Annotated in this window: 17 protein-coding genes and 3 rRNA genes; 8 read left to right on the top strand and 12 right to left on the bottom strand. The window is 66.4% G+C overall.

Going from position 1 to position 24063, the window contains the following annotated elements:
• Positions 1 to 209: 209 nt before the first annotated feature.
• The 3 genes from QMG86_RS18625 to QMG86_RS18615 all read right to left on the bottom strand — a co-directional run bounded on the left by QMG86_RS18625 (position 210) and on the right by QMG86_RS18615 (position 2352).
• Positions 210 to 707: a hypothetical protein gene (locus tag QMG86_RS18625; RefSeq protein ID WP_281873649.1), complete on the bottom strand. Its 498-nt coding sequence runs from the start codon at positions 705 to 707 to the stop codon at positions 210 to 212.
• 149 nt (positions 708 to 856) lie between these two features.
• Positions 857 to 1684 (bottom strand): ABC transporter ATP-binding protein, encoded by an 828-nt coding sequence (locus QMG86_RS18620; RefSeq protein WP_281873648.1) that lies wholly within the window; start codon positions 1682 to 1684, stop codon positions 857 to 859.
• The gene (locus QMG86_RS18615) at positions 1681 to 2352 is read right to left on the bottom strand and encodes a FadR/GntR family transcriptional regulator (protein ID WP_281873647.1); all 672 of its coding nucleotides are present in this window, start codon (positions 2350 to 2352) and stop codon (positions 1681 to 1683) included. The genes QMG86_RS18620 and QMG86_RS18615 overlap by 4 nt, the downstream gene beginning before the upstream one ends.
• 257 nt (positions 2353 to 2609) lie before the next feature.
• Between QMG86_RS18615 and QMG86_RS18610 the strand changes: the two genes are divergently transcribed.
• On the top strand, positions 2610 to 4280 hold the full coding sequence (locus QMG86_RS18610; protein ID WP_281881022.1) for a 2-isopropylmalate synthase: 1671 nt from the start codon (positions 2610 to 2612) through the stop codon (positions 4278 to 4280).
• Positions 4281 to 4364: 84 nt separating this feature from the next.
• Positions 4365 to 4823: a hypothetical protein gene (locus QMG86_RS18605; protein WP_281873645.1), complete on the top strand. Its 459-nt coding sequence runs from the start codon at positions 4365 to 4367 to the stop codon at positions 4821 to 4823.
• A 157-nt stretch (positions 4824 to 4980) separates the two neighbouring features.
• Here the strand turns inward: QMG86_RS18605 and QMG86_RS18600 are convergent, their stop codons facing one another.
• Both QMG86_RS18600 and xylB read right to left on the bottom strand, forming a co-directional pair.
• Positions 4981 to 5610, bottom strand: a complete 630-nt coding sequence (locus tag QMG86_RS18600) for a maleylpyruvate isomerase family mycothiol-dependent enzyme (protein WP_281873643.1) — start codon at positions 5608 to 5610, stop codon at positions 4981 to 4983.
• Between the two features lie 145 nt (positions 5611 to 5755).
• On the bottom strand, positions 5756 to 7162 hold the full coding sequence (xylB, locus tag QMG86_RS18595) for a xylulokinase (RefSeq protein WP_281873640.1): 1407 nt from the start codon (positions 7160 to 7162) through the stop codon (positions 5756 to 5758).
• Between the two features lie 239 nt (positions 7163 to 7401).
• Between xylB and QMG86_RS18590 the strand changes: the two genes are divergently transcribed.
• Positions 7402 to 7893, top strand: a complete 492-nt coding sequence (locus QMG86_RS18590) for a hypothetical protein (protein WP_281873638.1) — start codon at positions 7402 to 7404, stop codon at positions 7891 to 7893.
• On the opposite strand, the gene QMG86_RS18585 is transcribed toward QMG86_RS18590, so the two are convergent.
• The 6 genes from QMG86_RS18585 to QMG86_RS18560 all read right to left on the bottom strand — a co-directional run bounded on the left by QMG86_RS18585 (position 7884) and on the right by QMG86_RS18560 (position 15422).
• Complete coding sequence (locus QMG86_RS18585; protein WP_281873636.1) at positions 7884 to 8894, bottom strand: glycoside hydrolase family 172 protein; 1011 nt, start codon at positions 8892 to 8894, stop codon at positions 7884 to 7886. The genes QMG86_RS18590 and QMG86_RS18585 overlap by 10 nt on opposite strands.
• The gene (locus QMG86_RS18580) at positions 8891 to 9070 is read right to left on the bottom strand and encodes a YbbN family protein (RefSeq protein WP_281873634.1); all 180 of its coding nucleotides are present in this window, start codon (positions 9068 to 9070) and stop codon (positions 8891 to 8893) included. The genes QMG86_RS18585 and QMG86_RS18580 overlap by 4 nt, the downstream gene beginning before the upstream one ends.
• A gap of 56 nt (positions 9071 to 9126) precedes the next feature.
• Positions 9127 to 10608 carry an FGGY-family carbohydrate kinase gene (locus QMG86_RS18575; protein WP_281881020.1) on the bottom strand — a complete coding sequence of 494 codons (1482 nt, stop codon included), beginning with the start codon at positions 10606 to 10608 and terminating at the stop codon, positions 9127 to 9129.
• Between the two features lie 2 nt (positions 10609 to 10610).
• Positions 10611 to 12023, bottom strand: a complete 1413-nt coding sequence (locus QMG86_RS18570) for an L-fucose/L-arabinose isomerase family protein (protein ID WP_281873632.1) — start codon at positions 12021 to 12023, stop codon at positions 10611 to 10613.
• A gap of 109 nt (positions 12024 to 12132) precedes the next feature.
• Positions 12133 to 13011: a glycoside hydrolase family protein gene (locus QMG86_RS18565; protein WP_281873630.1), complete on the bottom strand. Its 879-nt coding sequence runs from the start codon at positions 13009 to 13011 to the stop codon at positions 12133 to 12135.
• A 110-nt stretch (positions 13012 to 13121) separates the two neighbouring features.
• Positions 13122 to 15422, bottom strand: a complete 2301-nt coding sequence (locus QMG86_RS18560) for an ATP-binding cassette domain-containing protein (RefSeq protein WP_434086108.1) — start codon at positions 15420 to 15422, stop codon at positions 13122 to 13124.
• A gap of 53 nt (positions 15423 to 15475) precedes the next feature.
• On the opposite strand from QMG86_RS18560, the gene QMG86_RS18555 reads away from it, so the two are divergent.
• From QMG86_RS18555 to rrf, 4 genes are all read left to right on the top strand, one after another.
• Complete coding sequence (locus QMG86_RS18555; protein ID WP_281873626.1) at positions 15476 to 16444, top strand: helix-turn-helix transcriptional regulator; 969 nt, start codon at positions 15476 to 15478, stop codon at positions 16442 to 16444.
• 544 nt (positions 16445 to 16988) lie between these two features.
• A 16S ribosomal RNA gene (locus QMG86_RS18550) occupies positions 16989 to 18507 on the top strand.
• A gap of 323 nt (positions 18508 to 18830) precedes the next feature.
• Positions 18831 to 21944, top strand: a 23S ribosomal RNA gene (locus QMG86_RS18545).
• Positions 21945 to 22071: 127 nt separating this feature from the next.
• A 5S ribosomal RNA gene (gene rrf, locus QMG86_RS18540) occupies positions 22072 to 22188 on the top strand.
• Together the 16S, 23S and 5S rRNA genes form the textbook arrangement of a ribosomal RNA operon.
• A gap of 100 nt (positions 22189 to 22288) precedes the next feature.
• Here rrf and QMG86_RS18535 read toward each other — a convergent pair.
• Positions 22289 to 23170, bottom strand: a complete 882-nt coding sequence (locus QMG86_RS18535; RefSeq protein WP_281873625.1) for a helix-turn-helix domain-containing protein — start codon at positions 23168 to 23170, stop codon at positions 22289 to 22291.
• A gap of 100 nt (positions 23171 to 23270) precedes the next feature.
• On the opposite strand from QMG86_RS18535, the gene QMG86_RS18530 reads away from it, so the two are divergent.
• Positions 23271 to 24062, top strand: coding sequence for an SDR family oxidoreductase (locus QMG86_RS18530; protein ID WP_281873624.1), 792 nt, complete (start codon positions 23271 to 23273; stop codon positions 24060 to 24062).
• The last annotated feature ends 1 nt before the right edge of the window (position 24063 follow it).

The following is a 24063-nucleotide window of genomic DNA, read 5'->3' as shown; positions in this document are numbered from 1 at the left end:
CGATCCTGAGCATGTTCGACATCCCGAAGGAAGCATGAAGTGGGATCGTCATCTCTGCCCGGGAGCGAGATTCGAGTCGCGGATCCGCGGGGCCGCCCTCGTCGAAATGCTGAGTCTTCCGCGTGCGGCTCGGTAGGCCAGCCGTTGGACAGTTTCGTGCGCGCCCGGTCGGTATTCGAAGGTGGAGCCCGCCCGGTGGCGTGGTTCGTTCAGGGCCATCGCTCCACCAGATCGAACTTGCGTTGGTCGAATCCCCTCGGCACGGTGTCGCGCACCGAGATCAGTGCGTGCGCCCACGAGCCGAGCAGTGTCCGGTCGCCCGCCGTGCGACCGGGTCTGGGCGTCGGTTCGGCGGTGAGTATGGGCAGCGGGTGGATGCGGTGGCGGTTCTCGTTCTCGAGCACGGTCGCTTTGTCCACGAAAAGCCGCAGGTCGTGATTGAGGACGTAGCGGCCGACCGCGCCGTGCTCGGGTGGCACCAAGGCGGCAACCGAACCCGCTGCGCGATAGAGGTTCTCGCCGCGGCGGGGCAGTGGCGCGTCGCGACTGGCCCAGGTGACCCGAGTGGGCTCGGTGAGCAGTCGTTCGATCCCTTGGACCAGGTGGTGGCCGATCCTGGCGTGTTCCATGAGCCTCGGGCCCACGTCCACATAGCCGAGTACACGATGGTCGTCGGTGCGGAGTACCGCTCGGTAGAGCTGCCACACGTAGCCGTATTCCCTTCGGTGGTAGTCGATTTCGCTGCATACTCACACGCGTTTGCGGTGTGGCGATTACAGCGGCGTTACCACCGTGGTGCGGTGCAGCCGGTCACCGGCGAAGGAAGTGCGCCGAAGTCCTACCTCGGCGCGGTCGGTTACGAGGACGCTGGTCGTGGCATCGACGGCCACGCGGAGGGTTTGCGGGCCGCCCGCGCGGTCCAGCGACCGTCGTCGTGCCGGACCTCCACGGGGTGTGCGAAGGCGGCGGTGACGTTCTCGGTGGTGATCGTTTCCGGCGCGGGGCCCGCCGCGACGGCGTGACCGTCCGCGATCAGCAACGCGTGCGTCGTCGTGCTGGGCAGTTCCTCCAAGTGGTGGGTGACCAGGATGGAGGCGACGTCGGGGTGGGTCCGGTCCAAGGTGTCGAGGGTGTCCAGCAACTGCTCGCGCGCGGCGACGTCCAGCCCGGTGGACGGCTCGTCGAACAGCAGCAGCCGCGGTTCGGCGATCAGCGCTCGGGCGATGAGTGCCCGGCCGCGCTCGCCCTGGCTCAGCGTGGGCCACACCTCCTTCGCCTTCCCGGTCAAGCCGACGGTGTCGATCATCGCGTCGGCCCGGTCGAGCTGGTCGGGCGTCGGTGTCCAGCGCATGGGGGTGTCGATCGTCGCGGTCAGGCCGGTCAGCACGACCTCGCGAATGGTCAGCGGAGAGCGCAGCGGGTGGCGCGGGTTCACCTGACCGATGCCCCGGCGCAAGCGCTGCAATTCGACGCGGCCGAGTTCCGCGCCGAGCACGCGGACCGAGCCGGACGTGGGGAAGGTGACCGCGCCGCAGAAGCCGAGCAGCGTGCTCTTGCCCGCGCCGTTGGGGCCCAGCAGCGCCCAGCGTTCGCCCGCGCGCACGGTCAGCGAGATTCCGTCGATGATCTTCTTGCCGTCGCGGCGGAACGTCACGTCGGTCAGTTGCAAGACCGGATCGGTCACGTGAAAGCCTCTTTCAGAGTGGTGAGGTGGGCGCGGCTGTACTCCGCCGCGGCGGCGGGGTCGCGGGCGGCGATCGCGTCGGCCAGCCGCTGGTGCGCGGCGTGATCGGCGGATTCCGACGGCACCGGCCGGATCTTCAGCATGTCGATCATCGCCAGGCGCAGCCGGGGGAGGAAGGTGTCGAAAAGCTGGGTCAGCACGTCGTTGTGGGCGGCCACGATGACCGCCCGGTGGAACGCCATGTCCGCGTCGACATGCTCGGCCACCGGTTCGCCGTGGGCCTCCCGGGCGGCCAGTGCCCGGCGAATCGCCCGCAGGTCGGCGGCGGTCCGCCGCTGCGCGGCCAGGGCGGCGGCCTCGGCCTCGATCGCGATGCGCGCTTCGATCACCGAAGCGATGGTGGCGCGGCGCAGCACCGCGTCCCACTCCTCGGTCACCTCCAGCGCCGTCACGAAGACGCCCGCGCCTTGGCGGCTGTCGAGCACGCCTTTCCCGGCGAGCTCGCGGATGGCTTCCCGCAGCGTCGAGCGGCCGACGCCGAGCTGTGCGGCCAGCGTCGTCTCACCGGGCAGGCGATGACCCAGCGGCCATTCGCCCGCCTTGATCCGGGCGAGCAGCACTTCGGCCGCCTGCGCGGCCAGCGGATGGCGCCGTACCTGCGAGATCATCCGATACCTCTCTGCTTGTCTGAGGAGTGGTGTACAGTCTAGCCATCATGCGCACCATGCTTCTGCTTAGCCGCCACGGCGGGGCCTGAACGACCGGCCGCCCGCCGTGGGGCTGCGTCGTGGCCGGTCACCGTTCGTCGTGACGGCCGCAATGGCCAGGAAGCAGACCCATGAGCACCGCTTTTCCCAGCATCGACACTCCCGCGGGCGAGATACCGGACAAGGCTCCGGCGTGGAATCGCCAGCGGCGCTCGCAGATGCCCTCGTATCGTTACCGCGACATCCACCAGCGCGTAGATGTCCCGCTCACGCAACGGAAGTGGCCCGAAGCCAGGATCACGCAGGCGCCCCTGTGGGTGCCGGTCGACCTGCGCGACGGCAACCAGGCGCTCGCCGAACCGATGGACCCGGCGCGCAAACGGCGGTTCTTCGAGCTGCTGGTCGCTATGGGCTACAAGGAGATCGAGGTCGGCTACCCGTCGGCCTCCCAGACCGACTTCGACTTCGTCCGGCTCCTCGCCGAGGACGATCTCGCACCCGAGGACGTGACGATCGCCGTCTTCACCCCGGCACGGCGGGATCTCATCGAGCGCACCGTCGCCTCGATCCGCGGCCTCCCCAACGACGTCGTGATCCACATGTACACCGCCACCGCGCCCGCATGGCGTGACATCGTGCTCGGCAAGGACCGCACGGCGCTGCGCGAGCTGATCCTCGACGGCGGCCGCGCCGTGCTCGACTGCGCCGCGGACCTGCCTAACGTGCGGTTCGAGTTCTCGCCCGAGGTGTTCAACCTGACCGAGCCCGACTACGTGCTCGATATCTGCGACCGGATGACGACCCTGTGGGACGCCACCGCGCAGCGGCCGGTCATCCTGAACCTGCCCGCCACCGTCGAGGTCGCCACCCCGAATGTCTACGCCGACCAGATCGAGTACATGCACCGCAATCTCGCCCGGCGCGACAGCGTCATCCTGTCGGTGCACCCGCACAACGATCGCGGCACCGGCATCGCGTGCGCCGAGCTGGCAATTCTCGCGGGCGCGCAACGCGTGGAGGGCTGCGTGTTCGGCAACGGCGAGCGCACCGGCAACGTCGACATCGCCACGCTGGCCTTGAACCTGCACGCGCAGGGTGTGGATCCGATGATCGACTTCTCCGACATCGACGAGATCCGGCGCACCGTCGAGTACTGCACCCGCATGCCGATCCACGAACGCCACCCGTACGTCGGCGACCTGGTGCACACCGCGTTCTCCGGTACCCATCAAGACGCGATCAAGAAGGGCATGGCCGAGCACCGGGCTCGGGCGGCCGCGACGGGCAAGGCGCAGCGCGTACTGGACTGGCACGTGCCGTATCTGCCCATCGATCCCGCCGACCTCGGCCGCAGCTACGACGCGGTGATCCGGGTCAATTCCCAGTCCGGCAAAGGCGGCATCGCCTATCTGCTGCACACCGAATACGGCATGGACCTGCCGCGGCGCCTGCAGATCGATTTCGCCCGGCACGTGCAGGCGCTCGCCGACGACACCGGAGCCGAGATCACCGCCGCCGAACTGCGCGATCTTTTCGAGGCGGTCTATTTCGAGGACCCCTCGGGGTTGGCCCTGAAGGACTGGCGCACCAGCGGCGACGAGCCGAGCACCGAGCTCACGTTGATCGTCGACGGGGTCACCCACCGCACGCGGCGCACGGGCGGTCCGCTCGAAGTGCTGACCGAGGCGCTGGCCGAGGCCGGATATCCGATCGAGGTGCTGGGACTGACCCCGCAGTCGATCGGGCGAGACGACGACAGATCCGAGATCGCCTACTTGGAGTACCGCAGCGGCGAACACACCGGCTGGTCCTGCGGCCGAGCGGATTCCGCCGTGGCGGCCGCACTGGCCGCGGTCGTGCGCGCCGCCGCACGTCCGGCGCACCGATGAACGTCTGACGTGGCCGGTCCGGCGGCCTCGGTGACAGCACTGCCGCGTCGAGAGCTCGTCGAAGAAATAACAGGAAGGTTGTACGTGGACGACGACGAACACGAAGTATGGGAGTTCGCGGTAGGACTCGGATTGCCGGACGCGACCAGGCCCGGCGCCCTCCACGGTGAGGGAATCCACCCGGTCGCGCTGGCGCTCGAAGAGAGCACCCATCGGATCCGCGGGGTGAACCGTATCCCGTGCTTTACCAGCTTCGGACCGGTCACTGCGGTCGATGAGTTCGCTCAGCGCGCGTGGGGGGACGCGTACGACCCGGCGCGCGTCCCGGTCGAATGCCGTCTCGCCGTCTATGTGACCGATGAGGAACTGGACGAACTGGTACCGGCAGTCGTAGCCGATCTCGGCATCGATGAGGACGGATACTCGACAGTCGTCGGCCGGACGGTCACCGTCGGTCTGCGGGCCATCTCGTTGGAATCGCCGGAGAACAGCTTCTACCAGCATCTCGTCGACCAGTATCGGGATCAGCCCACCGCGGATTGATGCCCTTCGAAGGCGGCCGGTCCGGCGGCTCGGATCGGGACGACAGATGCGGTCTAGGCGCCGGCGGGTCCGGTGCCTCGACCGCATCAGGTGGACGAAACGGCCGCCTACCTGCGCAAGCCAGCGGCAGACAAGTGAGTGCCGCTCCTTCCCCAGGTCATCCCGGCACGGTGAACCGCTCGGCGGGTTCGCCCGTCAGGTGTCCGGGCGGCAGCTTGCGCCCGCATAGGACCAGCAGCAGGTCTTGGGCGCTGCCGGAGAGCACCGTGCCGGAGCCGTAGCGAAAGTCCAGGTCGTCGGCGCGCAATTCGACGCCGCCGAGTTTGGCGCCGAACAGCTTGACGGTCCTGGGTTCGATCGTGTCCAGCACCAGACGCATCCGGTCCTCGGGCACGCGGCGATCCAGCCCCAGCGCCACGGTGATGTCCAGCCCGTGGATGACGTCGTGGCTCAACGCGTTGGACAGTCCGCCGCCCGGTGGCCGCCACGGGTGATCGACGTTGTCCCACAGCGATTTCAGCAGATCCGAGGTGCTGAGCGTGGCGGCGTCCATGCGGGCGGTGCGGTCGGCCATGCGGTTGAAATTCCCGAACGCCGCGAGCATCCCCAGCGTGAAGCGTGCACTCGACAGGCGATACGGCATGGTGATGTGCGCGACCACTTCGCGTACTCGCCAGCCCGCGCACAGCGTCGGCGCGTCCCAGCCCGCGGCATCCAGCCCGGCCAAGAGTTCGGCGAGTTCCGTCCGTTCCGCCGCCACCGCCCTTCGCACCTGGGTATCGGTCATTCGTCCACCTCTCTTCGACGAGGGTGATCCAACCCCGCACGCCGTCGAGGCGCCACCCGGCGACGAAAATCAGCGGCCCGGGAAGTGGCCGACGAGGATCCCGGTCCCGGCGCGCGGGGCGCGCCGCCGGGCCCGAAGTCCGTGGTCAGCCATACAGTGCCTGGCGCGTGCTCCGGTATCGGTCACGGATCTCTCGCCCGAGCGCGGCATCGGCCGGGGCCGGAATCTCCGCCACTGAGCGCCCCGGCCAGGAGGGTGGCCGGGGCGCGCCCGCCAGAGCCCAGGCCGCTTGGCGGGCAGCGCCGAGCGCGACGTGCTCGTCGGGTTCCGGGATCGTCACCGTGACGCCGAACACCTGCGCGGCGGTCTCCGCGACCAACAGTGAGCGCGCGGCGCCGCCGATGAGCAGCACGCGCCGCGGTGTCACCCCACTCGCGGTGAGGTGGTCGAGCGCGTCGGCGAGATGGCACAGCAGACCCTCGAAGGCGGCGCGCGCCACCGTGCCCGGGCGCATCGCCCCCGGCCGCAATCCGTGCAAGCTGCCCGCGGCGTGCGGCAGGTTGGGCGTGCGTTCACCGGCGAGATAGGGCAGCAGGACCACGCCGTCCGCGCCCGGAGGCTCCTGCGCGGCCAGCGATTCGAGCGTCGGCAGATCCACGCCGAGCAGATCGGCGGCCGAGGTCAGGACGCGGGCGGCGTTCAGCGTGCAGACCAGCGGCAGGAACGCGCCGGTGGCGTCCGCGAACCCGGCGACCGCGCCGGTCGCGTCGGCGGCGGGCCGGTCGGCACGAGCGAAGACCGTCCCGCTGGTGCCGAGCGAGACCACCACGTCGCCCTCCGTGATGCCCAAGCCCAGCGCGGCCCCGGCATTGTCCCCGGTTCCGGCGGCGACCAGTGCGCCCGACGGGGTGCGCCCGGCGGGCTGGGCCGGTCCGAGTACCTGGGGCAGGGCGGGGCGACGTCCACGAAAGGCCAGGGCGAGCAAGTCTTCGCGATAGCCGCCGTCGGCGGGCGACCAATAGCCGGTGCCGGAGGCGTCGCCCCGGTCGGTGGTCGGCTCGAGCATGCGTCCCGGTCCACCGCCGCATAGCCGCCAGGTCAGATAGTCGTGCGGCAACACGACGTGCGCGGTGCGGTCGGCGAGTTCCGGCTCGTGGTCGGCCAGCCAGCGCAGTTTGGTGACGGTGAAGGCCGCTACCGGCACGCTGCCCACCGCATCGGCGCAGGCTTGCCGCCCGCCGAATTCATCGATCAGATCCTCCGCCGCGCCTGCGGAGCGAATATCGTTCCACAACAGAGCCTTTCGCACCGGCACACCCGCGGCGTCCAACGCGACCAAGCCGTGCTGCTGCCCCGCGACGGCGATCGCGTCGACGTCGTCGAGCCATCCCGCACCGGCCATCCGCAGCGCGTCCCACCAGGCGGCCGGGTCCACCTCGGTCCCCTCCGGGTGCGGGGCCTGCGCGCGTCCGAGAACCGCACCGCTGTCGGCGTCGCAGACCACCACCTTGCACGACTGGGTGGAGCTGTCGATTCCCGCGACCGTCGTCATCCCGCCCACCCCCGGCGGATCCGGCCGATATCGCCGCCACGGCAGCCATGGCGCGGTGGACGCGGGCCGATGAAGGCGGCCTCGCACGAAGCCTGCCGCTTGCCGAAGACGGACCCGCCGTGTGATGCGGCGAACCGTCCGATCCTTCCGAGCACACCCATACCGACCACCTTGCACCCGGACCGCCCCGCACCGGCGCATATCGCGTATGCGTCCGCCGCATGGGGCAGACTGGCGCGATGAGCATCGACCCCACCGACGTGCGCATCCGCACGGGAGACGGGACGCAGCTTCCGGAACTCACCGAGGAAGCGCTCGGCGACCTGCTCGACGAACCGGCCGCGCCTGGACACGCCGTGCTCGAGCTCAGCCGCGCCGACCTGCACGAGATCCGGGCCCGGTTGCTGCCCGACGGCGTCTACGAGCTGGAGCACCAGGCCGGTTCGGCGACGGAGTCCTTCCAGATGTACACCTCCGACCCGGTGCTGGTGCGCGACGTGCTGTGGGCTTGGCTCTCCGAGGATCCGTGGTGGCGCGACGCGGTCGCGTGGTTTCCGGTCGACCCGGCGATCGCGGAACTGCGCGCCGTGCAGGACGAGCTCACCGGACTGCTGGACGGCCTCACCGTGATGGATGATCTCACCGCCGGCATGGACGCCGTACTGGCGCGCGCCGACGAACTGCTCGCATCGGACTTGCCGCCGGATGCGGACGACCTCGATCAGCCCTGATACCACCAGGCGGTGGTCGCCACCTCCGCGTCCGCCAGCGGGAGATAGGTCGCCGCGTCCTGCCATCCGAGAGCCTGCACGGTGACGCGCAGCTCGCGCTCGTAACAGATGGGGTCGCGCACATGCCAGCGGTACATGCCGAACCGCTGCTCCGGACGATAGATCTGCTCCGGCGGCAGTACCTGGTGCAGCCCGAGATAGGGCGTGGAATACGTGCGGTATGTCCCGTCGAGGTCGAAATTCCAGGCCCCGCCGAAATAGTCCTCGGTACCCGTGCCGCAAATCGTGGGATGGTCGGTGTCCCCGTCGAGAAAGAACTTCACTTCGCCTTCGCCCCACCATCCCGGGGCGCACGGGCGGATGGCGAGGTAGGTGCCGACGTAACGGCCCGGTCCTGGCACCGTGTCGAGAATCGTGTGAACCGCCGGAGTCCCCACGCCGGTCGTATGCGTCCATCGTGTGTGCAGATACCCCGCGTCGTCCGGCACGTCCTCTTCGGTGTAGGTCGCCTGGTAGTACACGGGAACTTCGCGCCCGCAACGATTCTCCAGCGTGATGCGCGCACGGTGCCGAAACGGCATGGGCCAATAGCTGTTCAAGCCACCGGCGGGCGCGACGACCACCATCTCCGAACCGAGCAGGGCCGTCTCGCCCCAGCCGTTGCAGAAGAAGTCGCCGAGTGGCGACTCGATCGCGGGCGCTGGTGCGTCGTCCCAGGTCATGCGCAGCGTCAGCCCGCGGAGGACGGAACGCTCGGTGGTCAACCAGAAATGCCGGAACACTCCGGGGCCGGAAACGTCGGCCAGTGTGGCGGTCTCGCCGTGCGCGAGCGCGATGGAGGGCGAGACCTTCCAGCCCGGGCCCAACAGCCGCGCCGCATGCGCTCCGGTGCCGTCGGTCGCCCGCGCGCCCGCGCCCGGCGCGCCCGTCGGATTCTCGGCGCTGACCGACCGGGTTCGCGTGCCGTCCAGCCGCCACAGCTCACCGCCCGGCGCGGTCACAATCCCGGCCACCCGTATCGGGGCGCGGTCGGCGCGAGCCCGACTCGCCGCGCGGTCTCCGTCCCGCCCGCCGCGGCCAGTCGCCCACACCAGCCGGCCCACCAATCACCGAGCACGATCGGATGAGAGGCGACGACGGAGTCGAAATTGTCCTGGGTCAGAGTGATCGTGGGCATGCAATCCTCGTATCGTTCCGCGAACCGACTCTGCATCGTCGCACGGGCATCCGCGATCAGGAAGACGCGCCGGCACGGTGCTGTTCGGCCGCAAGGAAATGCGCGATATCCGTCGTGCGATCGTACAGATCTCGGTAGTGCCGGTAGTACTCCTCATATTTCGCGACGTGTTCCGGGTGCGGCCGCACGGTATCGACGACGGGATTCCACCCCGAGGTGTCGACCCCGGCCGCCTCGGCCGCGAGCAGAGCGTCGCCCAGGCTCGCGCCGACGGTGTCGGCGGGCAATTGCTGCGGCAGCCCGGTGACATCGGAGACGATCCGGGTCCACAGCCCGCCTTTGGTGCCGCCGCCCACCGCCACCAGACGCCCCGCCCGCCCGCCGGCTTCGGTCATGGCCTCCAGGTTGTGCCGTACCCCGTACGCGATGCCCTCCAGAACCGCCCGGTAGAGCTCGGCCCGTCCGTGCCCCAGGGTGAGTCCCGCGACGACGCCGCGCGCGTCCGGGTCGAACAACGGAGTGCGCTCCCCGGCGAAATACGGCAGTGCGAGCAGCCCTCGGCTGCCCGCGGGCACGTCCGCCGCCGCCGCGACCAGGTCGGTGAACTCCCCGCCCACGAGCTTGCGCAGCCAGTCGGTCACCGCGCCGGAGGTGGCCATACCCGCGGCGAGTGTGTACGTATCCGGCCAGGTGCCGCAGGTGCCCCAGAGACCGGGATGCGGGCGCGGGTCGGTGAGCACCTGCACCAGGAACATCGTGGTGCCGTACATGATCATGGCGTCGCCCGGAGCGCGGACGCCCACGCTGGCCGCCTCGGCCCAGGCATCGATGGTCCCGGTGGTGACCGGCAGCCCCGCCGGAAGCCCCGTGGCGGCCGCCGCGTCGGCGCTCACCCGGCCGACGATCTCGGTGGGCCACGCCAGCTCCGGCAATGCCCAGCCCGGCACGATCCGCTCTGCCCAGTCCGCCGCCCACGCACGTGCGCGCAGGTCGTACAGGGGTACGCACTGACTGGCCGATTGGTGGTCGAGAACGTAGCGACCGGTGAGCCGGTACACCAGGAAAGAGCTCGCCATCAGCAGCATCGCGGTGCGTGCGGCGACGTCCGGCTCGTGCCGGGCCAGCCAGCGGGCCTTCGGGCCGACCGCCTGGCTGGTCAGTGGTGACCCGGCGCGGTCGAGCACGGCCCGTGCGCCGAATTCGGCGTTCAGTTCACCGATCTCGGCGCCGGCCCTGGTGTCGACGCCGTAGAGGATGGCCGGGCGCAACGGCCTGCCCTGCGCATCGGCGGGCAGCAGGCACGGGCCGATCCCGGACACCGCGAGACCCTCCAGCGCGACGCCGCCGGTAGCCGTCGTCAACTCGCGGGCGAGCGCGACGAAGTCGGCCCACCAGACCGTCTCCGCGTCGTGCTCCACCCAGCCGGGATGCGGCATGGACACCTCGTGCGCCCGCTCGGCCCTGGCGACGATGCTGCCGCGGGCATCGGTGAGCACGCCCTTGGAACTCGAAGTCCCGATGTCGATGCCGAGGAACATCGTCACCGCGTGAACTCGTCCAGCGTGACGTCGAGCAGCTCGCACGTCGCGCGCAGGACGGCCCGGTGGTCACCGGGCACCGCGTGGATGTGGTTGGCGCCGAAGCGGTTCAGGAAGTCCTCGGCGCGCGCGTCCAGCCGGGCGAACGCGTGCGGCCACTCCCAGGTCGACTGCTTCATCAGCGCGTCGTTGGTCTGCTGGTCGTAGTGCTCGAACTCGCCGAGCATCAGCTGCATGCGGTAGGCGCCGTCCAGACGGGTGAGCCGCGCCAGGGTCATCTGTCCCGGCGCGGCCAGATGGTGCACCGAGGCTCCGCCCGCGGGGAAGAAGAACACCTCCGGATAAAGGTGCACCTTCGCGAGGTTCTCCGCGGGATCGGCGCTGCGCGCGGCGAACCAGGTGGCGTGCTGGCCGGAATTGCACAGATCCCAGATGTCGCGATCGGCGTGGTAGTGCCGGACGTCGGCGAACAGCACCGGGGTGCCCGCGATCCGCTTGAGCAGTTGCATGGTCAGCGCGCCGTCCATGTCCGCTTCGGTGGCGCAGACGTGCGGTTCCTTCGGGCCGTTCCAGTCGTAGGGATCGTTGAGGAACGCCTCGGTGACGTCCATGGTGGCGAAATACTGGGTGAGTTCGGGCTGCCCCTTGATCCCCGAGAAATCCAGCCGCCATTCGGCGATCAGTTCACGGACCGCTAGATAGGAGCGGATCTGGCGTTCCAGCAGCTGCGGAGTGAGTTTCACGCCGTCGTAGTGCACGCCCGCGGTGTGCCGCTCCAGCCACTCCCGCGCGGCCCTCGCCTCGCCGGCGTCGGCCAGCTCGGCGCGCCGCACGATCTCCCACTGATCGATTTCCTCGACGTCGATGCCGAACTGCCGCTGCCACTGATCGGTATTGGCGACCGCGGTGTTCATGCCCATCGGCCGCCCACCGAAGCGCCCGAACGTCGAACCGCGCAAGCCGGATACGGCCGCCGCGGCTCGCGCGCGCACGCCGATGGCCTCGATGAGCTCGGGATCGGACGGGTCACCCCACAGTCTGCTGTGCTTGCGTCCGATCTGATCCAACGCGCCACCCGCGGCGAGCATGCCCACCATGCCCGGTTGCACCGGGTCGATATTCGACAGCAACAGCAGCGGCCCGGGTATCGCGCCCGCAGCGAGCATGGTGAAGTGCGGGAACGCCCACACCGCGTAGTGCAGGACGGTCAGATCGACGCCCGCCGCCGCGACCGTGCGCGCCACCGAACTCGCCAGCGCGTTGTCGCTGACCGGCGCCGCGCCGCGGACCACGTCGTGGCCCGCCTGCTCCAGCGCGGCCACCAGCCGGTCCTCGCTGGAGGCGATGAAATCGGCGATGCCCGCATGCACATAGTCGCGGCCATCGGAAATGCTGATAACGCCGATACGGGCCATGCCGGTCCCTCCCGTAGGTGGGGTGATCGGAGAGTTCGACTCGATCAACAGATACCAGCCGCGGCCGGACCGGAGACGCGTTTCGCCGAAATCGCGCTCGCCGGTCCGCCTAGCGCGGAACCGTTTTGACGACGCGCGACTGCGGAAAGCGCAGCGGCGCCAGATGGACCCCGCCCTGACCCCAGCCCGCGCTGGTGATCCACCACCGGCCGTCGTCGTGGATCACTTCGGCGGCGTGCGCGGCGATGTGGCCGACCTTGTCTCCGATGCGGAAGCGAAAAGGGCTGTCGCTGCGAAAGACATCGGTGCCGACATAACCCGGGCGAGGGCCGATGAACAGGTACCACCATCCGTCATGCCGGACGACGTAAGGAGATTCGGTATTGCCCGCTTCGGTGCCTTTGGCCGGGTCCGTGTAGGCGATGTGCCGCTCGCCCCAGTGTACGAGGTCGGTGCTGGTGCGGTAGGCGACGACGTGATGACCCCCCGCCGGGGCGCTGGTCGCGCAGTAGTACAGCACCCACTGGTCGCCCACGCGCACCACCATGGGGTCGCGCGCGTCGTAGCCGTCGTGGAACAGGGGGCCCGCCGGCGATCTGGTCCAGCGGAACAGGTCCGGCGAGGTCGCCAGGTTCATCGCCGCGCCGGTGCGGTCGGCGCCGCCCGCCGCGTAGAACATGTAGTACTGCCCACGGGCGCCGACCACGTAAGGCGCCCACAGATGCGTTTCGCCGTAGTCCCGGTCCACTCGCAGGGCGCAATCGTGCTTGGTCCACGGCCCGTGCAGCCGGTCCGCGACGGCGTGGGCGAACTCGGTCTCGTCGAACGGGTCCGCGGGTTCCGGATGGGTGATTCCGAAAAGATGCCACCGTCCGGCGTCGTCGCGAAGAATCGTGTGGTCGTTGATGTACCACTGTTCCGTTTCACCGGCGCTCGGGTCGTAGATCCGTGCGAAAGCTCCCGCCCGAACCACCTCCCGTGTCGTCATAGGTTCATCATGCGCCGCGGCATGCGCCCCTGTGCCGTCCTGCGGACATCAGTGGATCTCGGCATTGGACATCGTCCGCCGGAAACGGCGAGATAGCTGCTTGCGGGCGGTCATACTCGGGCGGCGACACTGCGCCGCAGGTACTCCGCGGTCAGCGACCGGTGATCTGCCAGCAAGGCCGCCGGGGTCCCGGCGAAAACTATCTCGCCGCCGTGCTTTCCACCGTCGGGGCCGAGATCGATCACCCAATCCGCGCGCGCGACGACGTCCAGGTCGTGCTCGATGACGATCACCGTGTTGCCCGCGTCGACCAGCCGATCCAGCAGCCCCACCAGCGTGTCGACGTCGGCCATGTGCAGCCCGGTGGTCGGCTCGTCCAGCACGTATACCCCGGCGCCGTCGCGCCGCTGGAGATGATCGGCCAGCTTGACGCGCTGGCGTTCGCCGCCGGACAGCGAGGAGAGCGCGCGACCGAGGGTGAGGTAGCCGAGACCGACGTCGAGCAGCGCCCGCAACGGTGTGCGAATGCGCCGGTCCCCGTCTTCCGCCCAGAAATCCAGCGCGTCCTCGGCGGACATCTCCAGGACGTCGGCGATCGACGCTCCGCGGATCTCGTAGGCGAGCGCTTCCGGCCGGTACCTGCGCCCGTGACAGGCCTGACAGACCGTGGTGACCGGGTCCATGTATGCCAAGTCGGTGAAGATCGCTCCCGCGCCGTCGCATTCCCCGCAGGCGCCGTCCGAGTTGAAACTGAACAAGCCCGGCCGGACGCCGTGTCGCTTGGCGAAGAGCTGACGCAGCGGGTCCATGATGCCGAGATAGGTGGCGGGGCTGGAACGTCGCGAGGCGGCGATCGCGGACTGGTTCACCGCGATGACCTGTGGGTGCGCGGTGACGAACGCGCCCGAGACCAGCGTGCTCTTGCCGGACCCGGCCACGCCGGTCACCGCCGTGAGCACGCCGGTCGGGAACCGTGCGGTCAGACTCTTGAGGTTGTAGGCGTCGGCATCGGTGACGGTGAGCCAACCGGTCGGCTCACGGACGTCTTCCTTCACCCGCCGCACGCGGCGCAATCCCGCACCGGTGGGTGTCCGTGCGACCCGCAGCTGATCGACCGTGCCTTGGAACACGACCTGTCCGCCGTGCGAACCAGCGCCAGGCCCCATGTCGACCACGTGGTCGGCGACGGCGATCACATCGGGGGAGTGCTCCACCACCAGCACGGTGTTCCCCTTGTCCCGGAGCCGCCGCAACAGTGTGTTGAGGCGTCCCACATCGCGGGGGTGCATGCCGACGCTCGGCTCGTCGAAGATGTAGGTCATGCCGGTGAGGCTGGAGCCCAGATGCCGGACGACTTTCAGCCGCTGCGCCTCGCCGCCGGACAGGGTCGCGGTCTCCCGATCGAGCGACAGATAGCCGAGCCCCACCTCCTCGATCCGGCGCAGCCGGGCGATGGCCGCCTGTGCGATCGGTCGAGCCACCGGATCATCCAGGCCGGCGAGCACCTCGATGAGGTCGGTGACCTCCAGCCTGCCGTAGTCGGCGATGCCGAGTCCATCGATCCGGCTCGCCAGCGCGGCGGCGTTGAGCCGGGCGCCCCCGCAGTCCGGGCAGACCTCCTCGGTGACCACCGCGCGGGCGGCTGCCCGATTCTTGTCCGACAACGCGGCGAGGTCGCGCTTGATATACAGGCGATCGAACCGCTCCAGCAGACCTTCGTAGGCGTTGTTCCCCGCCGAGCCGTTCCGGTTCTTGCGCGGCACCCGGAATCCCTTGCCGTGCAGGAACAACTGCCACTCTTCCGGATCGAAGTCCCGCAGTGGCTTGTCGGGATCGAATAGCCCCGACTCGGCGTAGAGCTGCCACTGGAATGTTCCGACCGCGAAGGGCCCGAAGGTGATCGCGCCCTCGTTGAGCGACTTGCCGGTATCGAGGAGTTTGTCCAGATCCGGGCGCACCACCTGGCCCAGGCCGCCGCACGCGGGGCACATGCCCAGCGGATCGTTGAACGAGTAGCGAGTCGCCTCACCCGCGCTCGGCACGCTGTGCCGGGAGAACAGCACCCGGATGATCGACTGGATATCGGTCATGGTTCCCACCGTCGACCGGGAGTTGCCGCCGATGGGCTTCTGGTCGACGACCACGGCGGGCGCCAGATTGTCGATCGCATCGGCCTCCGGCCGCTCGTATTTGGGCAGCCGGTTGCGGATGAACCAGGTGAAGGTCTCATTGAGCTGCCGCTGCGACTCCACCGCGACGGTGCCGAAGACGAGCGACGACTTACCCGATCCGGAGACGCCGGTGAAGACCACGATCTTGCCTTTGGGGATCGTCAGTGACACGTCGCGGAGGTTGTTCTCGCGCGCGCCGACGATCGTGATGGAGTCTCGATGAGCTTGCACGACCGTCACGCTAGGGGCCGATGAGGTCGGGATCTGTCCTCCTTCGCGGCCATACTGGGACCGTGACCCAGACCGCCGCGCGCCTGCTGCAACTGCTCTCGCTCTTGCAGACCCGCCGCGAGTGGAGCGGCCCCGAACTGGCGGCGCGGCTCGGGGTCACGGTGCGAACGGTGCGGCGGGATGTCGAGCGCCTGCGCGAGCTGGAATATCCGGTGGTGGCCGGCCTCGGTGCCCTCGGCGGATACCGCCTCGAAGCGGGTGCGGCGCTGCCACCGCTGCTGCTCGACGACGAGGAGGCGGTCGCGATCACACTCGGACTGCGCGGCGCGGCCCAGGGTGCGGTCATCGGGATCGAGGAATCGGCCGCCCGCGCCCTGGTGAAGTTGCAGCAAGTCCTGCCGTCCCGGTTGCGCCGCAGGGTCGACGCGATAGACGCCACCACCGTGTCCCTCGGCGGACCGGCCGCCGGCCCGATGATCGATCCCGAGGTGCTCGTCACCCTGGCCGCCGCCGCGCGCGACAGCGAACGAATCCGATTCCGATACCGCGACAAGACCGACGCGGACAGCAGCCGTCTGGCCGAACCGCACAGTCTCGTCTCCGCGGGCCGCCGCTGGTATCTGGTGGCCTGGGACGTCGACCGCGCCGATTGGCGCACTTTCCGCGTGGACCGGTTGACCTCACCGCAGCCGACCGGCATACGCTGCGCGCCCCGGCCCCTGCCCGCCGAAGACGCGGCGAGTTTCGTGACCAGCCAGTTGGCGCGCTCCAGGCCGGTTCGCCACGTGGTCCTGCGGGTCCATGCCTCCGCGGAGGTCTTGGTGGAGGCGTTCCGTGTGCGCTCGGAGGAGATCGAACCGCTGGACGAGCGGACCTGTCTCCTGCGCACCTCCGCGGATTCACTGGAGTGGACCGCCCTTCGCATCGCGCACCTGAACCTGGACTTCGAGGTCGTCGAACCCACCGAAATGAAAGACCTCCTCGCAAGACTCGGCGCCAAATTGCTCCGGGCATCGGGGAACGCCGGCTAGGCCCGAATCGATCTTGTCGTGGTCTGAATCACACTTGTGTCATTCGGGTCGTGATCACGCGGATCGCACGCCTTTGACCTGCGAATTCGCGCGCTGGGCAGGCGATTTGACGAAGCGTTCGACGCCGCGTAACTTATTCCAGGTCAGAGCGACACGGACACCGACCCGGAGCCGAGAAGCAAGGCGGAGACGCTGAGCGGAAGGACCGGGAAACGAGGTAGGACGAGGAGCGCCTGACGATCACACTGGCTCGATCGGGAGCCCGGTTTTGATCGGGTGAACGAATGGGCTAGGCTGGAAAAGTTGCCTCACTGAAGTTCCGGAGAATCCGGGGCGATGGTGTGTGCGTGTGTTCTTTGAGAACTCAATAGTGTGTCGATGAATGTCAGTGCCAAATTTTTTTGGTTCCGGCTCTTCCGCTCCCCGTGTGGAGGGTCGGGCATTTTTTGTCAGCTAATTTTCCGGCTGGCGATTGTTTTGCTAGGTTTTCGGACTCTAGTTTAGATATTTCTGATTCACCTCTTCGGGGGTGTTTCGTGAGTCTTCAACGGAGAGTTTGATCCTGGCTCAGGACGAACGCTGGCGGCGTGCTTAACACATGCAAGTCGAGCGGTAAGGCCCTTCGGGGTACACGAGCGGCGAACGGGTGAGTAACACGTGGGTGATCTGCCTCGCACTTCGGGATAAGCCTGGGAAACTGGGTCTAATACCGGATATGACCACTGGTCGCATGGTTGGTGGTGGAAAGATTTATCGGTGCGAGATGGGCCCGCGGCCTATCAGCTTGTTGGTGGGGTAATGGCCTACCAAGGCGACGACGGGTAGCCGGCCTGAGAGGGCGACCGGCCACACTGGGACTGAGACACGGCCCAGACTCCTACGGGAGGCAGCAGTGGGGAATATTGCACAATGGGCGAAAGCCTGATGCAGCGACGCCGCGTGAGGGATGACGGCCTTCGGGTTGTAAACCTCTTTCGACAGGGACGAAGCGTGAGTGACGGTACCTGTAGAAGAAGCACCGGCCAACTACGTGCCAGCAGCCGCGGTAATACGTAGGGTGCGAGCGTTGTCCGGAATTACTGGGCGTAAAGAGCTTGTAGGCGGTTTGTCGCGTCGTCTGTGAAAACTCACAGCTCAACTGTGAGCTTGCAGGCGATACGGGCAGACTTGAGTACTGCAGGGGAGACTGGAATTCCTGGTGTAGCGGTGAAATGCGCAGATATCAGGAGGAACACCGGTGGCGAAGGCGGGTCTCTGGGCAGTAACTGACGCTGAGAAGCGAAAGCGTGGGTAGCGAACAGGATTAGATACCCTGGTAGTCCACGCCGTAAACGGTGGGCGCTAGGTGTGGGTTTCCTTCCACGGGATCCGTGCCGTAGCTAACGCATTAAGCGCCCCGCCTGGGGAGTACGGCCGCAAGGCTAAAACTCAAAGGAATTGACGGGGGCCCGCACAAGCGGCGGAGCATGTGGATTAATTCGATGCAACGCGAAGAACCTTACCTGGGTTTGACATACACCGGAAACCTGCAGAGATGTAGGCCCCCTTGTGGTCGGTGTACAGGTGGTGCATGGCTGTCGTCAGCTCGTGTCGTGAGATGTTGGGTTAAGTCCCGCAACGAGCGCAACCCTTGTCCTGTGTTGCCAGCGGATTATGCCGGGGACTCGCAGGAGACTGCCGGGGTCAACTCGGAGGAAGGTGGGGACGACGTCAAGTCATCATGCCCCTTATGTCCAGGGCTTCACACATGCTACAATGGCCGGTACAGAGGGCTGCGATACCGTGAGGTGGAGCGAATCCCTTAAAGCCGGTCTCAGTTCGGATCGGGGTCTGCAACTCGACCCCGTGAAGTTGGAGTCGCTAGTAATCGCAGATCAGCAACGCTGCGGTGAATACGTTCCCGGGCCTTGTACACACCGCCCGTCACGTCATGAAAGTCGGTAACACCCGAAGCCGGTGGCCTAACCCCTTGTGGGAGGGAGCCGTCGAAGGTGGGATCGGCGATTGGGACGAAGTCGTAACAAGGTAGCCGTACCGGAAGGTGCGGCTGGATCACCTCCTTTCTAAGGAGCATTCTCCAATTCTTGTGCCACGCAGGTGGTTCGGGGTTGGCAGAGCCATTACGGACTCGAATGTAGTCCGGTGGAGCTCATGGGTGGAACGCTGACATGTGCCTCGTGATGCTGGGAGTCTTCAGTGCTTCTGGTTCGGGGATGTAGTCGACACACTGTTGGGTCCTGAAAGAACAGACGTTCTTTCCAGGCAAGAGATAACGATCTGCTCGGATCTGCTTGATACCGGCCTTCTTGGGAGGGTGCTGGTCTTGCGTGAGGGTTCGGGTGGGTGTGTTGTTTGAGAACTGCACAGTGGACGCGAGCATCTTTGTTTGTAAGTGTTTAAGAGCGTTCGGTGGATGCCTTGGCACCAGGAGCCGATGAAGGACGTAGGAGGCTGCGATAAGCCTCGGGGAGCTGTCAACCGAGCTGAGATCCGAGGATTTCCGAATGGGGAAACCCGGCACGAGTGATGTCGTGTCACCTGCCGCTGAATATATAGGCGGTTGGGAGGGAACGTGGGGAAGTGAAACATCTCAGTACCCACAGGAAGAGAAAACAATTGTGATTCCGTGAGTAGTGGCGAGCGAAAGCGGATGAGGCTAAACCATGCGTGTGTGATAGCCGGCAGGTGTTGCACGTGTGGGGTAGTGGGGCTCACTTTCCTATCACTGCCGTGGTAGGCAACAGTCAGAAAAGTGCGTGTTAGTCGAAGTGGTCTGGAACGGCCTGTCGTAGAGGGTGAGAATCCCGTAGGCGAAAATGCGTGCTCTGTTGTAGTGGGTGCCCGAGTAGCAGCGGGCCCGTGAAATCTGCTGTGAATCTGCCGGGACCACCCGGTAAGCCTGAATACTCCCTGGTGACCGATAGCGGACTAGTACCGTGAGGGAAAGGTGAAAAGTACCCCGGGAGGGGAGTGAAATAGTACCTGAAACCGGACGCTTACAATCCGTCAGAGCCTTCCCTTTGGGGTGGGGTGATGGCGTGCCTTTTGAAGAATGAGCCTGCGAGTCATCGGTGTGTGGCGAGGTTAACCCGTGTGGGGTAGCCGTAGCGAAAGCGAGTCCGAATAGGGCGTTTTGAGTCGCATGTCATGGACCCGAAGCGGAGTGATCTACCCATGGCCAGGGTGAAGCGACGGTAAGACGTCGTGGAGGCCCGAACCCACTTAGGTTGAAAACTGAGGGGATGAGCTGTGGGTAGGGGTGAAAGGCCAATCAAACTCCGTGATAGCTGGTTCTCCCCGAAATGCATTTAGGTGCAGCGTCACGTGTTTCACATCGGAGGTAGAGCTACTGGATGGCCTAGGGGGCCCACAAGCTTACCGAAGTCAGCCAAACTCCGAATGCCGGTGTGTGAGAGCGTGGCAGTGAGACTGCGGGGGATAAGCTTCGTAGTCGAGAGGGAAACAGCCCAGATCGCCGGCTAAGGCCCCTAAGCGTGTACTAAGTGGAAAAGGATGTGGGGTCGCGAAGACAACCAGGAGGTTGGCTTAGAAGCAGCCACCCTTGAAAGAGTGCGTAATAGCTCACTGGTCAAGTGATCCTGCGCCGACAATGTAGCGGGGCTCAAGTACACCGCCGAAGCCGCGGCACTCCAACATGCGCCTGCTTTCGAGCCAGGTGTTGGGGTGGGTAGGGGAGCGTCGTGCAGCCGTGGAAGTCACAGGGTGACCTAGTGGTGGAGGCTGTGCGAGTGAGAATGCAGGCATGAGTAGCGAAAGACGAGTGAGAAACTCGTCCGCCGAATGACCAAGGGTTCCTGGGCCAGGTTAATCCGCCCAGGGTGAGTCGGGACCTAAGGCGAGGCCGACAGGCGTAGTCGATGGACAACGGGTTGATATTCCCGTACCCGTGTATCCGCGCCCAGTGGCGAATCAGTGGTGCTAAGTGCCCAAATGTGGATGGACTTCCTTCGGGAAGCTTGAAGCGGCTGCGCACGACCCCTGCTGTAGTAGTCAAGCGATGGGGTGACGCAGGAAGGTAGCTGGGCCAGGTGATGGAGTACCTGGTGTAAGCGTGTAGGGCGAGTGGTAGGCAAATCCGTCACTCATGTGCCTGAGACGTGATGCGTAGCCGATTGAGGCGAATTCAGTGATCCTATGCTGCCGAGAAAAGCCTCTAGTGAGTTGGTACACGGCCCGTACCCCAAACCGACACAGGTGGTCAGGTAGAGAATACCGAGGCGATCGAGAGAACTGTGGTTAAGGAACTCGGCAAAATGCCCCCGTAACTTCGGGAGAAGGGGGACCACGTCTGGTGACGATCCTTGCGGTCTGAGCTGGGTGTGGTCGCAGAGACCAGAGAGAAGCGACTGTTTACTAAAAACACAGGTCCGTGCGAAGTCGTAAGACGATGTATACGGACTGACGCCTGCCCGGTGCCGGAAGGTTAAGAGGACCGGTTAGCCACTTCGGTGGCGAAGCTGAGAATTTAAGCCCCGGTAAACGGCGGTGGTAACTATAACCATCCTAAGGTAGCGAAATTCCTTGTCGGGTAAGTTCCGACCTGCACGAATGGCGTAACGACTTCTCTGCTGTCTCAACCACAGACTCGGCGAAATTGCATTACGAGTAAAGATGCTCGTTACGCGCGGCAGGACGAAAAGACCCCGGGACCTTCACTATAGCTTGGTATTGGTGTTCGGTACGGTTTGTGTAGGATAGGTGGGAGACTGTGAAGCGGGCACGCCAGTGTTCGTGGAGTCGTCGTTGAAATACCACTCTGGTCGTATTGGACTTCTAACCTCGGACCCTGATCGGGTTCAGGGACAGTGCCTGGTGGGTAGTTTAACTGGGGCGGTTGCCTCCCAAAATGTAACGGAGGCGCCCAAAGGTTCCCTCAGCCTGGTTGGCAATCAGGTGTCGAGTGCAAGTGCACAAGGGAGCTTGACTGTGAGACTGACGGGTCGAGCAGGGACGAAAGTCGGGACTAGTGATCCGGCACCGGCATGTGGAAGCGGTGTCGCTCAACGGATAAAAGGTACCCCGGGGATAACAGGCTGATCTTCCCCAAGAGTCCATATCGACGGGATGGTTTGGCACCTCGATGTCGGCTCGTCGCATCCTGGGGCTGGAGTAGGTCCCAAGGGTTGGGCTGTTCGCCCATTAAAGCGGCACGCGAGCTGGGTTTAGAACGTCGTGAGACAGTTCGGTCTCTATCCGCCGCGCGCGTCAGAAACTTGAGGAAGGCTGTCCCTAGTACGAGAGGACCGGGACGGACGAACCTCTGGTGTGCCAGTTGTCCTGCCAAGGGCACTGCTGGTTGGCTACGTTCGGAAGGGATAACCGCTGAAAGCATCTAAGCGGGAAGCCTGTTCCAAGATGAGGTTTCTCACCACCTTCGAGTGGTTAAGGCCCCCTATAGACCATGGGGTTGATAGGCCGGAACTGGAAGCACGGTAACGTGTGGAGGTGACCGGTACTAATCGGCCGAGGACTTACCAACAAAGGTTGCTACGCGTCCACTGTGCGGTATCTGAAACAACACACAGAGACTGCTGATGATCGACGGCATGATCCCGTGTTCGGGGTGGTGTGGTCGGGAGTTGGTGGTGTGGATAGTTTCATAGAGTTACGGCGGCCATAGCGGTGGGGAAACGCCCGGTCCCATTCCGAACCCGGAAGCTAAGCCTGCCAGCGCCGATGGTACTGCACTCGACAGGGTGTGGGAGAGTAGGACACCGCCGGAACATCCTTTCCGATAGGGGACCCAGTTACTGGGTCCCCTATCGGCATTTGAGCACCTGCTCGACAATCATCGTCGATGGCTGACGCCATTCATTCGGACAATTATTTGCCGTGCCGGCCCGCGGTGAGCGCGGTCGTCAATTCACGCGCCGCGCTACGCGTCGCATCTACGAATTCCTCGCGTTCCACGCGCGTCGTCGCGGCGCGCAACGGTCCCAGCTGAATTTCGTAGGCCGCGGTGCCGCTCGCGTCGAAAACCGGCGCCGCCAGATAACTCAGCGGCAATATCTCGTCCGAATCCAGCTCCGCCCGGGTGAAAGGCCGGGACGTGAGCGCGGCGAGCTGGCGAAGCGCGCGCGTACGCAGATGCGGTCGCAGCAGTTCGGATCCGACCGCGCCGAGCAGATCGGCGAGCAGATCGACCATGCCCGCGTCGTCGGCCCGTGGACGGAAAACCGCGACCCCCCGCTCCCGCACCAGCGCCAGCAGCGCACCGGCGATGCGCTGGTCGGCGTCGGTCGCGGTAGCCAGCCAAGTGTTCTGCTCCTGCGCGGACCGCCACGGCATCACGCTCGCACCGGCGGGGAACTGCAGCGGAATGCGATGCCCCACCGGGATTCCGGGCACGACCCGGTCGACGCCGTGCCGGACGTCGAGCACGGTGAGCCGGTCCGGCTCGATGCGGCTGAAGGTGGCGCCGTACCCGGTCCGCGCGGCCAGGCCGACGAGGAGCTCGCCCACCCCTTGGGGAAGCGCGGCGCCGTGCAGTCCGGCGAGCGCAGGCCCGATGCCGTAGCCACGAGCCGAATCACGGACGACCCACCCCGCCCCGTCCAGTTCGGCGAGGATGGCGGTCGCGGTCGCGCGGGCGATGCCGAGCCGCTCGGCGATGCCGGCGACGCTGATCGGCTCCCCTGACGTCGCCAGCAGCGACACGATGTCGACGACGCGCCGCGTGGGCGGCGACGCGGATCGGTCCGGCATGGCGGCAACCCCTTGTCCCGGCTCGGGTGAGCGACTTACGATGACGAATATTACATCAGACACTGTCGAATATTCGACGGTCGACGGGTAGGGAGCCCGAATGATTCTGGATCGGTTCCGGATAGACGATCAGGTCGCGATAGTCACCGGCGCAGGGCGCGGCCTCGGCGCGGCCATCGCCGTCGCGTTCGCGGAGGCGGGCGCGGACGTCGTGATCGCCGCACGGACCAAGAGTCAGCTCGACGAGGTCGCCGAGCGCGTCGCCGCCGCCGGACGCCAGGCGCACGTGGTGCCTGCCGACCTGAGCGACGCCGAGGCGACGGCGGCGCTGGCCGCGGCGGCGGTCGACCGCTTCGGGCGACTCGACATCGTGGTCAACAACGTAGGCGGAGCGCTGCCGTGCCCGTTGCTGGACACGACGCCGCAGGCGCTGCGGGACGCGTTCGACTTCAATGTCACCAACGCGCACGCCCTCGTCCGGGCCGCGGTGCCGCGCATGCTCGAGACCGCCGGTGGCGGTTCGATTCTGAACATCACGTCCACGATGGGGCGGCTGCCGGGGCGCGCGTTCGCGGCATACGGCACCGCCAAGGCTGCGCTGGCCCACTACACCAAACTCGCCGCTCTCGACCTGAATCCGCGTATCCGGGTGAACGCGATCGCGCCCGGCTCCATCCTGACCTCCGCTCTGGAGATCGTCGCCGGAAACGACGCCATGCGTGCCGAATTGGAGTCGAAGACGCCGCTGCACCACATCGGAGAACCCGAGGACATCGCCGCGGCCGCGCTCTACCTGGTGTCGCCCGCGGGCAAATACCTCACCGGCAAGATTCTCGAGCCCGACGGCGGCTTGATCATCCCGAATCTCGACCTCCCGATCCCGGATCTGTGAC

It is taken from the genome of Nocardia sputorum, assembly GCF_027924405.1.
GTDB classification, from domain to species: Bacteria; Actinomycetota; Actinomycetes; order Mycobacteriales; family Mycobacteriaceae; genus Nocardia; species Nocardia sputorum.
This window is presented reverse-complemented; position numbering and strand designations above follow the sequence as displayed.

Bases quoted from the DNA above. Each gene is read 5' to 3' on its own strand.
- QMG86_RS18615 (WP_281873647.1), bottom strand. From the start codon at position 2,352: ATGATCTCGCAGGTACGGCGCCATCCGCTGGCCGCGCAGGCGGCCGAA.
- QMG86_RS18610 (WP_281881022.1), top strand. From the start codon at position 2,610: ATGCCCTCGTATCGTTACCGCGACATCCACCAGCGCGTAGATGTCCCG.
- QMG86_RS18600 (WP_281873643.1), bottom strand. From the start codon at position 5,610: ATGACCGATACCCAGGTGCGAAGGGCGGTGGCGGCGGAACGGACGGAA.
- xylB (WP_281873640.1), bottom strand. From the start codon at position 7,162: ATGACGACGGTCGCGGGAATCGACAGCTCCACCCAGTCGTGCAAGGTG.
- QMG86_RS18590 (WP_281873638.1), top strand. From the start codon at position 7,402: ATGAGCATCGACCCCACCGACGTGCGCATCCGCACGGGAGACGGGACG.
- QMG86_RS18580 (WP_281873634.1), bottom strand. From the start codon at position 9,070: ATGCCCACGATCACTCTGACCCAGGACAATTTCGACTCCGTCGTCGCC.
- QMG86_RS18575 (WP_281881020.1), bottom strand. From the start codon at position 10,608: ATGTTCCTCGGCATCGACATCGGGACTTCGAGTTCCAAGGGCGTGCTC.
- QMG86_RS18570 (WP_281873632.1), bottom strand. From the start codon at position 12,023: ATGGCCCGTATCGGCGTTATCAGCATTTCCGATGGCCGCGACTATGTG.
- QMG86_RS18565 (WP_281873630.1), bottom strand. From the start codon at position 13,011: ATGACGACACGGGAGGTGGTTCGGGCGGGAGCTTTCGCACGGATCTAC.
- QMG86_RS18535 (WP_281873625.1), bottom strand. From the start codon at position 23,170: ATGCCGGACCGATCCGCGTCGCCGCCCACGCGGCGCGTCGTCGACATC.
- QMG86_RS18530 (WP_281873624.1), top strand. From the start codon at position 23,271: ATGATTCTGGATCGGTTCCGGATAGACGATCAGGTCGCGATAGTCACC.